The 14,480-nt window shown below is 46.5% G+C and carries 16 protein-coding genes; 15 read left to right on the top strand and 1 reads right to left on the bottom strand.

The window, feature by feature from the left end:
• The first annotated feature begins 38 nt into the window (after nt 1-38).
• Both mobC and ACAW75_RS23465 read left to right on the top strand, forming a co-directional pair.
• Nucleotides 39-2,096 carry a conjugal transfer protein MobC gene (gene mobC / locus ACAW75_RS23470; protein ID WP_370731211.1) on the top strand — a complete coding sequence of 686 codons (2,058 nt, stop codon included), beginning with the start codon at nt 39-41 and terminating at the stop codon, nt 2,094-2,096.
• The gene (locus tag ACAW75_RS23465; protein ID WP_370731210.1) at nt 2,089-2,499 is read left to right on the top strand and encodes a helix-turn-helix domain-containing protein; all 411 of its coding nucleotides are present in this window, start codon (nt 2,089-2,091) and stop codon (nt 2,497-2,499) included. The genes mobC and ACAW75_RS23465 overlap by 8 nt, the downstream gene beginning before the upstream one ends.
• 10 nt (nt 2,500-2,509) lie before the next feature.
• Here the strand turns inward: ACAW75_RS23465 and ACAW75_RS23460 are convergent, their stop codons facing one another.
• Nucleotides 2,510-2,908, bottom strand: coding sequence for a M23 family metallopeptidase (locus tag ACAW75_RS23460; protein WP_370731290.1), 399 nt, complete (start codon nt 2,906-2,908; stop codon nt 2,510-2,512).
• Between the two features lie 506 nt (nt 2,909-3,414).
• Between ACAW75_RS23460 and ACAW75_RS23455 the strand changes: the two genes are divergently transcribed.
• From ACAW75_RS23455 to ACAW75_RS23395, 13 genes are all read left to right on the top strand, one after another.
• Complete coding sequence (locus ACAW75_RS23455; protein WP_370731209.1) at nt 3,415-5,400, top strand: DUF3945 domain-containing protein; 1,986 nt, start codon at nt 3,415-3,417, stop codon at nt 5,398-5,400.
• A gap of 17 nt (nt 5,401-5,417) precedes the next feature.
• Nucleotides 5,418-6,857: a DUF3945 domain-containing protein gene (locus ACAW75_RS23450; protein WP_370731208.1), complete on the top strand. Its 1,440-nt coding sequence runs from the start codon at nt 5,418-5,420 to the stop codon at nt 6,855-6,857.
• A gap of 69 nt (nt 6,858-6,926) precedes the next feature.
• Entirely contained in the window at nt 6,927-8,294 is a 1,368-nt protein-coding gene (locus ACAW75_RS23445; RefSeq protein ID WP_370731207.1) for a toprim domain-containing protein, read from the top strand.
• A gap of 59 nt (nt 8,295-8,353) precedes the next feature.
• Nucleotides 8,354-8,557, top strand: a complete 204-nt coding sequence (locus tag ACAW75_RS23440; protein WP_370731206.1) for a hypothetical protein — start codon at nt 8,354-8,356, stop codon at nt 8,555-8,557.
• A gap of 137 nt (nt 8,558-8,694) precedes the next feature.
• Complete coding sequence (locus ACAW75_RS23435) at nt 8,695-9,363, top strand: hypothetical protein (RefSeq protein ID WP_370731205.1); 669 nt, start codon at nt 8,695-8,697, stop codon at nt 9,361-9,363.
• An 89-nt stretch (nt 9,364-9,452) separates the two neighbouring features.
• On the top strand, nt 9,453-9,842 hold the full coding sequence (locus ACAW75_RS23430; protein WP_370731204.1) for a DUF3846 domain-containing protein: 390 nt from the start codon (nt 9,453-9,455) through the stop codon (nt 9,840-9,842).
• A 55-nt stretch (nt 9,843-9,897) separates the two neighbouring features.
• The gene (locus ACAW75_RS23425; protein WP_370731202.1) at nt 9,898-10,311 is read left to right on the top strand and encodes a hypothetical protein; all 414 of its coding nucleotides are present in this window, start codon (nt 9,898-9,900) and stop codon (nt 10,309-10,311) included.
• A 115-nt stretch (nt 10,312-10,426) separates the two neighbouring features.
• On the top strand, nt 10,427-10,783 hold the full coding sequence (locus ACAW75_RS23420; protein ID WP_370731201.1) for a hypothetical protein: 357 nt from the start codon (nt 10,427-10,429) through the stop codon (nt 10,781-10,783).
• Nucleotides 10,784-10,828: 45 nt separating this feature from the next.
• A complete protein-coding gene (locus tag ACAW75_RS23415; RefSeq protein WP_370731199.1) occupies nt 10,829-11,008 on the top strand; it encodes a hypothetical protein in 180 nt (59 codons plus the stop codon).
• Between the two features lie 298 nt (nt 11,009-11,306).
• On the top strand, nt 11,307-11,975 hold the full coding sequence (locus tag ACAW75_RS23410; RefSeq protein WP_370731198.1) for a hypothetical protein: 669 nt from the start codon (nt 11,307-11,309) through the stop codon (nt 11,973-11,975).
• A 12-nt stretch (nt 11,976-11,987) separates the two neighbouring features.
• Nucleotides 11,988-12,290 (top strand): hypothetical protein, encoded by a 303-nt coding sequence (locus tag ACAW75_RS23405; RefSeq protein WP_370731197.1) that lies wholly within the window; start codon nt 11,988-11,990, stop codon nt 12,288-12,290.
• 89 nt (nt 12,291-12,379) lie between these two features.
• A complete protein-coding gene (locus ACAW75_RS23400; RefSeq protein ID WP_370731195.1) occupies nt 12,380-13,183 on the top strand; it encodes a LexA family protein in 804 nt (267 codons plus the stop codon).
• 10 nt (nt 13,184-13,193) lie between these two features.
• Nucleotides 13,194-14,474, top strand: a complete 1,281-nt coding sequence (locus tag ACAW75_RS23395) for a Y-family DNA polymerase (protein WP_370731194.1) — start codon at nt 13,194-13,196, stop codon at nt 14,472-14,474.
• Nucleotides 14,475-14,480 lie beyond the last annotated feature (6 nt).

Here is a 14,480-nt window from a genome sequence, read left to right as displayed (position 1 = left end):
ACAGGTCTATTCAGAATTCTTCGCTAAGTCAACGTCAAATGGGAACGCAGGATAAAGAGTATAGGGGCATACTGAATATGCTCCTGTTTATGTCGTTAGCATTAATTGGATTTCATCTGTACTTTTTTTGCTACGATACGTTACAATCACTAGGTTTCAGCTTTGCCCTGCTAGACCGGTTCATCCTAAGTATAGACCGGGCAACCCACCTTTTTTCTCATCCTATTTACTCCAAGATAGCTGCTTTGTTACTCCTAGGAATATGGACGTTTGGTAACAAAACGCGTAAGCAGCTAAACGTAACCTGGGCACACGTTGCACGAGCAGGTATAGTTGGTGGGGCATTGTTGTTGTTAAATGGAAAGCTCCTTCGGGTATTCTGGCTATCAGCTGAAACACGGAATGGAGTCTATTTGATGACGACCCTGATCGGCTTTTTGCTCCTGATCAAAGCGGGCAGTTACGCCAACCAGATTTTGAGTGTTCAGATTGGAGAAGATGCTTTCAATGACGAAAACGAGTCATTTGAGCAGGAGGCAGGGCTAAAACAGAATGAATATTCGGTCAATATTCCATCGGAATACCACGTAAAGAAGAAGATTCGGAAGGGGTGGGTAAACGTGGTCAATCCGTTTCGGGCAACGTTGGTTATGGGTACGCCTGGATCAGGGAAGTCGTTTGCCGTGGTGAATAACTTCATACGGCAGCATCTAGAGAAAGGGTTTACCATGTACATCTACGATTACAAATTTCCTGATCTGTCGAATATCGCGTACCATTACTTACAGAAAAACCGCCGGGCGTTTAAACGGATGCCGACATTCTACGTCATCAACTTTGACGATCCCCGGCGCTCTAATCGGTGCAACCCGCTATTGCCGGAACTGATGTCTGATATTATTGATGCACAGGAAGCAGCCCGGACGATTCTGTTAAACCTAAATAAATCATGGATTCAGAAACAAGGCGATTTCTTCGTAGAGTCGCCAATGAACTTTCTGACGGCCGTTATCTGGTACCTTAAAAAGTATGATGAGCGTCGATTGAGAGGTTTGGCGCAGCAGGGGTTGCCTGACGACGGTCAGCGTTACTGTACGTTTCCCCATGTCATTGAATTTGCCGGGGCTGAATACCGCGAACTCTTCCCGATCCTACAATCGGAACCCGAGATTGAAAACTTGCTTAAGCCGTTTGCCAGCGCTCTCAGAAATGAGGCCTACGAGCAGTTGGAAGGCCAAATTGCTTCGGCACGTATACCACTTTCCCGACTCTCCAGCCCGGCTCTTTATTGGGTAATGACGGGTAATGATTTTAGCCTGGACATTAACAACCCGGATGATCCCAAAGTGCTGTGTGTAGGCAATAACCCGGAACGCCAGGAAGTTTATGGAGCTGCACTTGGTCTCTTCAACGCCAGGCTAATCAAGCTCGTCAATAAGAAAGGTCGGTTGAAGTCGTCTTTGATCATCGACGAGTTGCCCACTATTTATTTCCGGGGATTAGATAATCTGATTGCGACCGCACGGAGTAACAAGGTATCCACCTGCCTGGGCTTACAGGATCTAAGTCAGTTAAAACGTGATTACGGAGATAAGGAAGCTACCACCATCTTTAACACGATCGGAAATGTGTTTTCGGGTCAGGTGCTGGGCGAAACGGCAAAAACAATGTCAAGCCGCTTTGGGAAAAACAAACAGATTCGCCACTCACTCTCGTTTACAGAGCGAGATACCAACTTGTCTATTTCCGAAAATATGGATTCGGTTATCCCCGAGTCTAAAATCTCGAATTTATCGCAGGGGCATTTTGTCGGAGCTGTGGCTGATAACTTCGATGAGGCTATCAAGCAGAAAATATTTCATGCCCGACTACTGGTAGAGCCAGCGATGATAGCCGAATTAGAGCGAGTAAAACCCATTCCGCCAGGTGTTGAATTTGACCAAATCTCTGACCATCAACTAAGTTATATGTTGGAGACAAATTACAACGGGGTGAAAAAGGATATTTCTGCGTTAATTCAAGCCGAAATTGAGCGGCTGACCAATGACCCAGCATTGAAACACCTGGTCGAAAACCTGCAACCTAAAGATGAGTAACGACCGTATTATACCAGGAATGGAACAATTAGAAAAGGAAAATGAAGCTTATGCAGCACTTGTAGCCCGGCGTATGGCCAAAGTACGCGAGTTCCTGAAAATGAGCCAACAGGAACTCGCTGATGAGTTTGGTACCACGCAAAATCTAACCTATCGTTTAGAAAATGGGCTGAAAGTCTCGCGTGAAATGTTCACGCTGATTGCACTCTACTACGTAAAACGTCACAAAGTAAGTTACGAATGGCTTTTCAACCCCGAGCAGGAGGAAGATCCGAACGTACCTATGTTTAGTAATGAAGTAATCAAGCGTCAACGTATTAATGACCAGCGTGAGGCCCAACGCCTTGCCCTACTCCATCAGTTCATGGAAGAAATCAGTAAGGTTGAGCAAAAGCCAGAATAATAATTGTTGCTCAATCCCGCTCAATTATACTTTCTGCACCTTTTGGAAATACACCTGGCCCGATCAACCGATGCTGTTGGGTCTGGGATGAATCTATGCGGGCTAGCTTGGTCCACAAAAAACAATACTGATCTGGATCAACAGGCTTACCCTGAAATAGTATTGCATAGTGTAAGTGCGGTCCCGTAGAGCGCCCCGTACTGCCTACCTGTCCAATTACCGCTCCTCGTTGGATAATATCCCTCTCTCGGACTGCATGGGTAGAAAGATGTCCATAGATGGACTCGTAACCCGTTGGGTGCTTTATACAGACGGCTAGTCCTAATCCATCCACTTCCCACTTTACCCATTTTACAACGCCAAAAGCAGTTGCATAAACCGGTGTGCCTGCTGGTTGAGCTATGTCCATACCATTATGGTGGCTACTATTTCCGCGAATTGGATGAGTACGCCAGCCGAACTTACTGGTAACGCGGTAATCCTGCCAGGACAATAATCGTAGGGGTGGTATAGCTGGAATAAACTGTAACTGGTGTGTACGGTTGCCCAAAGAAAGTTTAGGAGCATTCCACCCCTTAAAAATGCTGTCTGCAAAACAAGACAGTAGCGAGTCTATGTCCGGTTTAGTCACAACCGGTTTAAATGAAGCCTCATGCGGCAAGTTTATCGTTGATTCGAAGCAACTAACTCGAAAGCTGACTTGACCGTGTTGGGCTGTTGACGTATCCAAGGACCAGGTAGGGGAAGAGAAAACAACCTGCGCCTGAAGCGTCTTCACACACATCAGTAAGAGAGTCGTACTTACTCCAAGGGTCATTAAATTCATAGATAATATATATAATAAATTAATTATAATAAAATTATATGAATAATATATAAAATCAATAATTTTGTCTGAAACAACACAAAATATATATGGAACCGATGCCTATTGCCGAGAGCACGGTGGAGACTAAACCCAATGAAAACACCCGCTTAGAGGCTACACAACTACAGGAATTTGAGCGATTAGAAACCCAACAATACCAGCTAGTGCTGCCCGCACAATATGAGCAGTTGAGGGGGTACTTGGCCAACGATGGTTTACTGTCAGATGAGGAGATTACCCGATGCTTGTATAACAAGACGCTTAAAAAAGCGGATTTGGCTAAACGGATCGAAGAACGTACCCAAACAGCACCTGATAGCGACCGTACTAAACTTACTGACTACCTGTGGGAGATCCATGAAAAGGTAAAGGGTTTGCCACTTTCGTTCATCGATCCAAAAGAGACGTACCGTATAGAGGTGGTAGATACGCCCGGCCGACTATCCCAAACCGAAACGCGTAGTGACAACGTAGAGGTAGGCGATCTGAACCCATCACAACTGCGAAGCCAGGTAAGTCCAGTGACTTTACACTTGGATATCAATGGGGGTTTCCTGGCCAATTTCCTGCACAATGCTCAGCTTAACCATGAGCAGATGAGCCGATTTATAACCGATCTGGAACGTCAACATAAAGAATTGAAAGGCCAGCTCCAGAGCAATGACCTTCTTCAGCCAATGCAGGGAGCTGTTTCTGAAAAAATCAAACCTGTTGAGACCCCACCATATCAGTTACTCCAGGAATCAGGCCCCTCTTTAACCGCCTGGCAACGGTTGCGGCAGTCCGTAAGTGACTGGATTGCGCCAGCAAAAGCAACGCCTGACAACCGGGAGCCCTATGAAATAGCACGTCAACCGGATTCTTCCCCAAAACCGTCTCAGGGGGGGGGACGGCTGGGAACTGTCGACAAGACAGACGCTCAATTCCCCCAACCTATAAACGCCCAGATCTCCCAAGGGCACAACAGCTTAGTTGCTGCGGTGCCAGCCATGACCGAGAGGCATCTGTCTGCTGAAAGCCAATCGGTCAATAAGGCGATGGAACGTATGCCAGCGCCCGATGGAGCAACCATAACTGCCGGCATATCTCTACAATCGACTACTCAATCAATCGTAAATAATCAGACTCAAGTTGTATCCATGAACGAGACAAACACACCGGGCGTAGAGGTACCCGTAATGGGTCGGCCAACTCGCTACCAGTGGGCGGAAGTTGCCCCTCAATTCGAAAAGGTTGGGGTAACCCGGCAGGATTTAGAAAAAGCAGGCCACCTTGATGATTTGCTCAACGGCCGAAAGACCGGGTTGATGAAGCTGACGCAGGCGGGTGAGGAAGGTAAACCCTTTCAAATATCCGGGAAACTGTACATCGTCAATACGCCAGACAATGGGCCAATTGTAGGTATACAGCCGGAGCGTAAGCAATTGCTGTTACCCAAAGAATTTCTTGGCTATGAGCTGACATCTCGGGACAAGCAAAATCTAAAGAAAAACGGGGAGATGGGAAAGCGGGTGGACCTGACCGACAAAATGACGGGCAAGCCGTTCGTGGGATACATTGGGGTTGATAAAGACACGAAAAGCCTGACTGTCCTCCGGGCTGAGCGCCTTCACATACCGCAGACGATCAAAGGGGTAACACTGACTAAACCGCAGCAAAAAAACTTAGAGCAGGGGCGGGCTATCAAGCTGGAAGGAATGACTGGTAACAACGGTCAAACCTTCAACGCTTATGTGCAGGTTTCGGCCGCCAAACGCTCGCTCACATTCGCTAAAATCCCAGATAACGCGGTCAAACAAACGGTCGATCAGAAGACAGCCCAAGATTTGACCAAACCCGTACACCAACTCAAAGGAGATGGAGCGGGCGGGAAGAAAACGATTCAGCCAAAGGAAGAAGTAAAGCAGGCAGCCGCACAACGGGTCGAAGTACCCAAACCAGCCAAACAGAAAAAGCAGGACGCGCCGAAGCCAGTAGGGGAGGAGGCTAAACCCAAGAAAGCAAAAAAACAGAAAGGTCCCAAAATAGGGTAAACTAATAATGTAGTTGTATGCAGATTAGCCCGATAGCGACCACACAAGGATGGGGTTCAATAGCACAGCAGATGCTTGGTTTGGTAGGGGAGGCCTTTATTAAAGAGATTCGGCAGCAACTTGCGAGTGACGACCCTGTGGAGGGGTCAATCCAGTATGTGTTGGAGATAGATTCAACTACTCAACCAGCTTCTATCGAACTTAGATTTGGGAATACGTCTCATACGCAGCATTTGTACCACCGTTTAACAAATGATCGCCAGCTAGACGTGTACTGTACTCTCTCCTCGTCAGTTCGGTCTACGATAAGCCAATCCAAACCTTTTGACACACAAAAGGAACAGGGTATTGACATATACATTTTCAATGACCAATCGGCTGTCGAACTGATCGACGAGAAGTACCGTCGAGATGAACCTCTTTTTTTCCCAGCAGTGAGAGCCATAAGCTGGCAAAAGCCTGTACTCTTGGTTGGTGACCACAATTACCCTACAGAGATGAATCTGTATCGGTTGGGTTATCGGGAAGCTATAAAAACGCCTGAAACCATACTCTACAGGCATTACGACCCGAATATGCCACTAGTTGGCTACGGCTATGCTGATGGTCAATTTCACATAACGGTTTTCAATACAGGGGAATCACCTAGGGTCGTTTCTATCCCCGATAACTCATCGGGAACAGGTCAGCTAGTGGATCTGCGACTGTCAAGCCCTGTTTCAAGCGAGTCGATGGTTGGGTCACCACTAGGTGAGAAGTCAGTAGTAAATCGTCAATTCCAACCAGTAGTTGGAGAGACTCGATACCCAGATTCACTGCTCAAGCAGGCTACTCGTCAGTTTGATGTCGAGCTAACTGGGGAGAACGCAAAGCGATTGCTTAATGGGCAAAAAACGGATGTCGTCAAAACAGGAGATGGCAGCATTGGAAAGCTGTATGTGCTGAATACGCCAGAGAACGGCCCGCAACTTGTGCTTCAGGACGTCCAGCACAAGTTGACACTCAAAGAAAGTTACCTGGGGCATACCTTCTCCGATAAGGATAAAGCAAACCTCCATAAGTATGGCGATATGGGCCGGGTTGCCGAACTAGTCGACAAGCAGAGCGGCCAAAAGTTCACTGGCTTCATTGGTGTAGATAAAGACACTAAGACACTGACCGTACTTCGGGCGGATGTGATCCGACCAAAAATTGAGCGGATGTCCCATTTGAAAGGCGTAACACTTAATGGCTTGCAAAAACAGCGGCTGATCGAAGGAAAGGCCGTTCGGCTCGATAACATGACGAGTAAAGCCGGCACAGCTTTTTCGGCCCACGTGCGTGTATCAGCGGCAAGCCGAGGCCTGCGTTTCGACCACATCCCAAATGGTATACCCGAAAGAAACGGTTCGAACACCGCGCCTAACACCAGCGGAAAACACAATACGGATAAGAGAAAAACAGCAAATCCGCATTGAGCCCGACGGGCACTTACAGCAAACCCCTAAGCTGCTTCTCTCAACGTTTTAATTAACTGAAATACATTTATGCTAACCACTAAGCCGCAGTTATCCGACTATAAGCAGCAGATTGACCTGGTGCAGTTCCTGGAGACAGAGGGTTTCTCGAAGGATCGGCGAAAATCGACACGGCGTTGGCCAGTACTCGAAAACGCCGAAGGTCGAAAGCTCATCATCGGCAACAATCAAAAAACAAACGAATATTTTTATTACAACCCTGAGGATAGCCGTGACCGGGGGACAATTGTTGATTATGTGATTGACAAACTACATATCGACACGGCAACGCGGGAAGGCTGGCAGCAGCTTCACGAATTTATAGGTCGGTATACCGGTGATTTGTCACACCTCGCTAAAAGCCGTTCTACCGATATGGTTGAAAGTCAACCGCCTGCTGACACGAGCCGGAGTAAGGCGATGTCTCATTATTTCAGGCTTGATCCACTGACGAACACGGATTATCTCATGGAAAAGCGAGGCTTGACGGTCGATACAATTGGCCACCGGGCGTTTATCGGCAAAATTTTCAACAAAACGTTCATTAGTAAGAAAACAGGGGAAACGGTTATCAACACAGTATTCCCAATGGAGAGTGAACAGGGCATTACGGCCATTTTGCTGAAAAACGACAGTTCAACGGGTTTAGTTAATGGGCATACTTGGGGCGAACGCCTTGAGAGTATCTGGGTGTCTAATCTGCCCAAAGGCCATCAACCCAAAGAAATGCTGATTTGTGAAAGTCCGATTGATGCCTTATCGTATCACCAGCTTCACCCACCGAAAGAACCCTACGACCGGGTCTATGTGGCTACTGGTGGTCAACCTTCTTCACTTCAGCCCCTGACCGTACAACGATTAATTGACCGGGTTAAGCCGGAGCAAGTAATTCTGGGACACGATAACGATAACAGCGGTATTCGGTTCAATATTGGTTGGGTCGGCCGACTTCAAGTTCCAGGCCAATCTATTGAGCAGGCGAATCACCAGTTAAGTATCAGTCACAATAAGAACAGTAACATCTTGTCTATTGACGTATATGGGTTACCGGATGAAGTTGCAAAACGGCAGGTGCACCTTGAATCACTACAAGAAAAAGTGTTGACAACCTTAAACAAAGGGTACACACCGGACATGAATCGAGCGACGGCGGATGCTATTATGCATCAGGGAAACCATAGTTTGCTGACCATTCACTTGCCCAACCACCGCCCTATGCTGACGCGAATTGAAAAACTGGCCATCGAATGGCGGGGTCTAACCGACAAACTGGTTGTCAAACGTCCCTTTGCAAAGGATTGGAACGAAGAACTTCAAACGCAAAAAGCAAATATTGTGCGGTCTCAACCCACTTTGAGGAACACACCTTCTAAAGCTACGCCACAAAAATTAATGTAATTACTTGATAACCAGATTGACAGCCATTGACTTGATGCCAATGCTTGACTAAATAAAACATGGATGCTGAGCAACAAATGGACATGCAGAGTAGGTACGTTGAGCACGAACAGTATGAGCGATTAGTAAGTGACCTCATTGACCGCATCAACGTTGCTTCGGAGGAAGTGAGCCTATCTAAGCTTGACAAACTGACCATTAGCTATGGCCTGAAGCTTTTACGGTTGGAGCTGGCAAAGAAGGCTGATTTAATGCAAGAATAACCCGGCGAACGAAAGGGAGCGGAGGGTTGGCTTATGTTGCTGTTTAACAGGTAGATAGCCTTGTCTTATGCCTATTTAGCTGTATCTTTATAGTGTTCTTATTGCGCGGCACCGACGTGTTACTTCGGGCAAAGACAATGCAAGCGTTAGCGAATTCCTCTATTGCCGGATCGCCGGTCGGTCCCTTTCAGATTGTTGATACTGAAACGGGTGAAGTTGTAGACAAATACCTGTACATTCCAGGTAATCCCAAACAGTACCGATTCGACGCCAAAGAGGGCAAGTTCTCCATTCATTATGATGAGAACAATATCGAAAAGCTAGGTTCATCGCTGTCGTTTCAGCCCATCGCCTGGCGTATCTTTTCGGATGATATTTTAGGTCAAGGACTGAAAAAATGGGCTGAATTGTTCTTCATTGACGAGGCCGATTGCGTATCAGAAATTTTGTTTCATGGTTATAGCGTAGCTAACCTGGAGCGACTTATAACCCCCTTGGTGTATAACCGTATCAAACTCAACGAGGTGGTGCTGACGGTGAACGCGGATAAGCGGGAGAATAACAAAATACAGCCCAAAGGCATATACTACATCGCGTCATTTACTTACAAACCCGCTGATAAAGCTATTACGCAGGAAATGACTGATTACGTGCAGACAATTAACCTGTACCGGCGTGAGACGCTGACCGAGACCGGTAAAACGCAGGTAGCTAAAAACGTATTCAACCCCTTTGTGGATCTGCTTCCCGAACCAGAGCAAAGCGAATTGCAGGAAAAGGCAACCGAACAGACTGCATTGGCCTAACGCGATTTGAGCTGGACAACAGTGTCCAGCTCTTCTTTACTTTTTATTGATTCTGTGCGGCTCCGTCATGTTATAGCGGGCACTTACTAATGGCAACGAAACCCGTTCCCTCTCCTCAGCAACCTGTACCGGTATTTCTGATCGACGCTACAAATAAGCAGGTACGTTCGGTTTCACATGATGGCTCATTAGAGCAGTTGTATGAGTGGATTGATTGTGACACCATAGATTATACGGCCCGCCAACCTGATGGAGACGGTATTTTCTGCAATGACCTTCTCCCTGATGATCCTTACCAGGTAGCTTTCAGACTGCGTTCTACCGGACAGATTATTTACGGTAATGGGGTATGGACGGGTAGTAATGGGGAGGGTGATACGGTAACTCCCGACGCAACTCTCGTGAAGGTAACTGGCGAAGTTGAGTTTCTAGGCCCAATAGCCTACACGCCTGCGCCAATTTATGTGTTTTCATGGTAAATGATCACGGCCGTCTTTCTGCTAAGACGGCCGTGATTTTAACTCCTTATCAAAGATGACTGAGCTGTTGAAAATTGACCCTTATCTGGAAAAGGTATATCCTGTTGACATAGACGATTCGCTGGTCGACGTTTGTCGACAAATTGGGGCTCGTCGGCTTACAATTGCCGGACAACAATCAATCGGTACAGACGACTGTTCTGATGCTGCCTATTGCGATGATGAAGCGCTCTACACGGAACCACTACCGCCTGCCTTTCGCCTTAGGACGACTGGTCACATTATATATGGGTGTGCCCTCTGGCATCGGGTAACGCAGGAGGGGAGGCTGAAAGCGTCGGCCTGGACGCAGTCAGACTTAACTGACCAGGTGGAATTTTTAGGTTTTACTTCTCTTGCATCTGCGCAGGCAAATCTGTCTATGCTCGATGATGAAAGCTTGCCTTTAGATGAGCCTGATGAGGACTGACCAACAGATACAGGTTTTGGCTTGTCTAATATGTATTTTATATTATAATTGTTAAGTTTAATGTGAAATACATATTTTTGAAAATCAATTAGTCGTTGTCCTCAACATGAAAAACATGAAATCAGACGAAAAAACAGTCCAGGCCTACCATGTTGGCCATATAGTTCGGATAACTGAATCTTTTGGCCCTAATCCCGCAGGAAGTATGGGTATTGTTTACGAAACGTACCCTGATAACGAGGTGCCAGTGTCTGAAATAGTCAGCATCCTATTGACAAACGGCCACGACATTGGTAGCTTCAATCAAGCAGAGCAGACAGCGAGTCTAACGTGGTTGGGTCATGTGGACATCACATATGCTTACAGCAGCCCCAATCAACTCATGGTAGATTACCGTAACGGCTATTTTAATCAGGCTTTTGCTGAAGCACGAGTTATTGCCGATCAGGTTGGCATGAGCAGCGTGGCTTAAAAATAAAATAGGGGTTAGTATGCTACAATCAGTTGAATAAACCCGATGGAGATTATTCTAGCCGAGTTCATTAGTCGTCCTTATTTCTTTGTCAATAACCAGCTTACTGAACTGTGCGACTGGTTCACAAAGGGAGTTCATGTACTTGCATCCAATTATGCTTTTGGCGGATTGTTGATCGCATTTTTGCTGCTGATCGGTTTACTGCGAGTAAGTCAGGAATAAGCCGCCGATTGCTTATTTGTCCGGCTCCGGGACGTTACACCGGGCATGTCGAATGATTACCATGTTGCCGGACAAATTAAGTCCGCACGAAACCAACTGCCTGTTGTCTATCCTGGCTTCCCATTGTGACCATGATCGGATACCGATGATTGGTGCATCTAAGGGCGGACAAAATAGAAAACGACTATCCCTACTCCGTTCATACGCCCGTCACCCGTCTATCTCTTGCACCAAATGGCGTATATTTGGCGGGGCAGCCTTAGGCCGATCGACGTTAAGCTGTATTTTGATTTGCCCTATGCGTCGATTTCGATTTATGCAGCAGGAGACTTCTCTATATAATTTACAGACAAACGAACCTCCCAACACTTACGCGATTGTTGGTGATTTCCGGCTTACGGTTGATCGCGCGCAAGCGGTCGTCCATTTTTACCAGGGTAAAGCTGAATGGGGAAGACTAGTCAGAAGCATACTCGTTGACAAGTGGTCAGGGGACTGGCTGATCAGAACAGTCGGCCGTTTCTTTAAGATCAACTATCAGTTGGATGAGAATAAAGCCATCGCCACTATTCAGCAAAATGGGTACTTAACTGTAGTGGTTGCACATCGGATTGGCCAGGCGACATTATACAAACGGTTGCTAATCGATGCGATTTGGGATTATGCTATAGTCTGTTGGGGAGACATCGGCTTTGGGATTACTGTAGAAAAGGCGATTGTTGAACTGAGGCAAAGATTAACCACCCGTATACAGGAAGAACAAGCGGGAGTCGTACTCAGAGTAGGAACTGGAAGTCGTTTTTCAAACGAAGCACTGGTTGATTTTTGTGAAGCAAATGGCTTGACTCCGGGAGGCCGATACACGAAGCAACAGCTTAGGCAAGCTGTGCTGAGCCACCGCAAGTTAAATTGTGAGCAGTTCCGCGATCAACTAAATTATTTCGGCATCCGTGTAAATTGTAGATAATCCGTCCCTGGAATGAATCGTAAAACCACAAATAGGCCATTTGCCGCCGACTATACGTATACCGTTGAAGGAAACATAATTGCGATCATTGATCTCGATCTTGGCAATAGGAGCGTCACGAACGACATTGATTATGTATTAGCAGAAATCCGTGCTGAGGTAGGCGATCTGTCGGGTTACAGCGTCATTTACCGAGATAGTATGGGACGTTGGGACGGTGTTCGAATGGTCAATAATTCTGTTCATTTTTACGGGCTCGGTGAGGCTGAAAAGCAGAGCGCTATGAGTCGGTTATTGCATCTTCTCGATCAATGAAATTATTCGTTGTAAACAAAAATTTGCATTCGTAATAACAAAACTATATTATAGCCGCTTGTTATATATTTTACTTATAACATACGGCTATGAGCGTAATCGAAACCCGATCTTTACCAATCGGTTGTGTGCAGGTACATATCAAAGACCGGTATCAGATTCCGTTCTTCAGTTATTATGTCCAAGCGAGTTTCCCCAGCCCTGCCGAAAATTTTCTGGAGCGCGTCTGTAATGTCAATGATCTATGTATCACCAATCCAGATGATACATACCTCTTATCAATGAATGACGATGGCCTCCTTGATGATCGTATTGAGAAGGGAGATATAATCATCTTTGATACAAGGAGATCACTGGTTGCCGGAAGGCTGGTGGTAGCTCGGCTGAATGAAGACACGCTTATTCGACAACTTCAGTTTGTCGAAAAGATGAAAGTACTGTTACCCTCGAACTCAGCCTTCGATCCCATTTATATACATCCGGGAGATGACTTCGAGATTTTCGGCGTTGTCACCTTTGTTGTTCGATCTACAATTCCAGATACTAATCGGCGCTCGATACAGGAATACTCCATCGAGCCGGTTGCTGATCTAAACCAGCGTTTTATCCAGAATCAAGAAGCTACCTATTTTGCACGCGTCGGCAGTAACAGTATGCTTGGCGACCGTATTGATCGGGGCGATATCATCATCTTCGACTCGTCGAAAATACCGGCCCCTAAATCCATTGTCGTCGCCTGGTTAAACAACGAATACGCTTTGAAGCGCATCGTTGGCCAGAAAAGGAAATTGGCATTACACTCATCAAACCAGTCTTATCAACCAATACCAGTCCGCTCGGGTGACGAACTTCGGGTAGTCGGAGTAGTCACATACGTGATCCAGAAAAAGTAAGTAATTGAATATGATAGGGCTGATCGACGTGAATAATATGTATGTTTCCTGTGAACGGAGCTTTAATTATTCGCTTGAAAATCAAATAGTTGTTGTGTTATCGAATAATGATGGTTGCGTAATAGCCCGCTCAAACGAGGCAAAGGCCCTGGGCATAAAAATGGGTACGCCGTATTTTCAATTAGAAGAATTACGGCAGCAGCACGATATCAAAGTTTTCTCATCCAATTACACTCTTTACGGGGATATGTCGGCCCGTATCATGGCTACCATCGGGCGCTTTGTTGAGGAGGTTGAGATCTATTCTATTGACGAGGCCTTTATGAACCTCACCGGTTACGAATCAATCTATCCAAATCTTAACCAGTTTGGGCGGGAGTTACGGCAGACTATAACGCAGTGGCATCGCATCCCTGTTTCGATTGGCCTGGCACCTACGAAAACCTTATGTAAAGTCGCTAATTTTTTTGCCAAGCGAATGGAAGAGCATGAAGGCGTTTTGCATCTCAACACCGCTGACAAGATTGATGATGTACTTCATGAGTTTAAAGTAGCCGACCTATGGGGCGTTGGTTCACGTTATGCTAGTTTATTGCGACGTAATGACATTCGTACGGCCGCTCAGTTTCGTGATGCACCCGATGACTGGATCAATCAGCACCTTACAGTAAATGGTCTCCGGTTAGCATATGAGTTAAGAGGCCTGCCCTGCAAGCTGATCGAAGTAGAGGCTCCAGCGAAAAAAGCCATTTGTTCAGCACCCAGCTTCGGCCGGTTAGTGCCAGATTATGAGACTATAGCTCAGGGATTGACTACTCATTTGGCCCGCGCAGCTCAGAAACTCCGCAAGCAGGAGTCAGCGGCTGGTACACTGACTGTATTCCTTCATACGAATAGATTCCGGCGTTCCTCAAATGGCGAAATGGCTAAACAGTATTATGGAAGCAGAAATCTAAAACTTCCGCACCCGACATCGAGCAACGCTGAACTCGCTACTTATGCTCTTGCCGCCCTGAAGTCAATCTTTAAATTTGGCTATGCGTATCAAAAGGTAGGTGTAATGCTTTCGGACTTTGTACCTGATAGTCACCGGCAGCCATCCATTTTTTGTGACGCACGTGACGAGCGGCTTGTCAAACTATATCGGGTAGTAGATCGACTAAATCATCGGCACGGCAAGGACAAGGTACGTTTAGCCGTTCAGGGGTACGACCCCACCTGGAAAACAAAGCAACAGTGGGTATCGCCCTGTTATACTACGCGCTGGCAAGACATATTGGTTGTTAAGTGAATACGA

This window comes from Fibrella arboris (assembly GCF_041321095.1).
GTDB lineage: Bacteria > Bacteroidota > Bacteroidia > Cytophagales > Spirosomataceae > Fibrella > Fibrella arboris.
Note: the sequence above shows the minus strand (reverse complement) of the source record. Positions and strands in the feature narration are given on the sequence as shown.

What these genes read in the sequence shown, in the direction of transcription:
- mobC (WP_370731211.1), top strand. Translation starts at nt 39, where the DNA reads ATGGGAACGCAGGATAAAGAGTATAGGGGCATACTGAATATGCTCCTG.
- ACAW75_RS23465 (WP_370731210.1), top strand. Translation starts at nt 2,089, where the DNA reads ATGAGTAACGACCGTATTATACCAGGAATGGAACAATTAGAAAAGGAA.
- ACAW75_RS23460 (WP_370731290.1), bottom strand. Translation starts at nt 2,908, where the DNA reads ATGGACATAGCTCAACCAGCAGGCACACCGGTTTATGCAACTGCTTTT.
- ACAW75_RS23455 (WP_370731209.1), top strand. Translation starts at nt 3,415, where the DNA reads ATGGAACCGATGCCTATTGCCGAGAGCACGGTGGAGACTAAACCCAAT.
- ACAW75_RS23450 (WP_370731208.1), top strand. Translation starts at nt 5,418, where the DNA reads ATGCAGATTAGCCCGATAGCGACCACACAAGGATGGGGTTCAATAGCA.
- ACAW75_RS23445 (WP_370731207.1), top strand. Translation starts at nt 6,927, where the DNA reads ATGCTAACCACTAAGCCGCAGTTATCCGACTATAAGCAGCAGATTGAC.
- ACAW75_RS23440 (WP_370731206.1), top strand. Translation starts at nt 8,354, where the DNA reads ATGGATGCTGAGCAACAAATGGACATGCAGAGTAGGTACGTTGAGCAC.
- ACAW75_RS23435 (WP_370731205.1), top strand. Translation starts at nt 8,695, where the DNA reads ATGCAAGCGTTAGCGAATTCCTCTATTGCCGGATCGCCGGTCGGTCCC.
- ACAW75_RS23430 (WP_370731204.1), top strand. Translation starts at nt 9,453, where the DNA reads ATGGCAACGAAACCCGTTCCCTCTCCTCAGCAACCTGTACCGGTATTT.
- ACAW75_RS23425 (WP_370731202.1), top strand. Translation starts at nt 9,898, where the DNA reads ATGACTGAGCTGTTGAAAATTGACCCTTATCTGGAAAAGGTATATCCT.
- ACAW75_RS23420 (WP_370731201.1), top strand. Translation starts at nt 10,427, where the DNA reads ATGAAATCAGACGAAAAAACAGTCCAGGCCTACCATGTTGGCCATATA.
- ACAW75_RS23415 (WP_370731199.1), top strand. Translation starts at nt 10,829, where the DNA reads ATGGAGATTATTCTAGCCGAGTTCATTAGTCGTCCTTATTTCTTTGTC.
- ACAW75_RS23410 (WP_370731198.1), top strand. Translation starts at nt 11,307, where the DNA reads ATGCGTCGATTTCGATTTATGCAGCAGGAGACTTCTCTATATAATTTA.
- ACAW75_RS23405 (WP_370731197.1), top strand. Translation starts at nt 11,988, where the DNA reads ATGAATCGTAAAACCACAAATAGGCCATTTGCCGCCGACTATACGTAT.
- ACAW75_RS23400 (WP_370731195.1), top strand. Translation starts at nt 12,380, where the DNA reads ATGAGCGTAATCGAAACCCGATCTTTACCAATCGGTTGTGTGCAGGTA.
- ACAW75_RS23395 (WP_370731194.1), top strand. Translation starts at nt 13,194, where the DNA reads ATGATAGGGCTGATCGACGTGAATAATATGTATGTTTCCTGTGAACGG.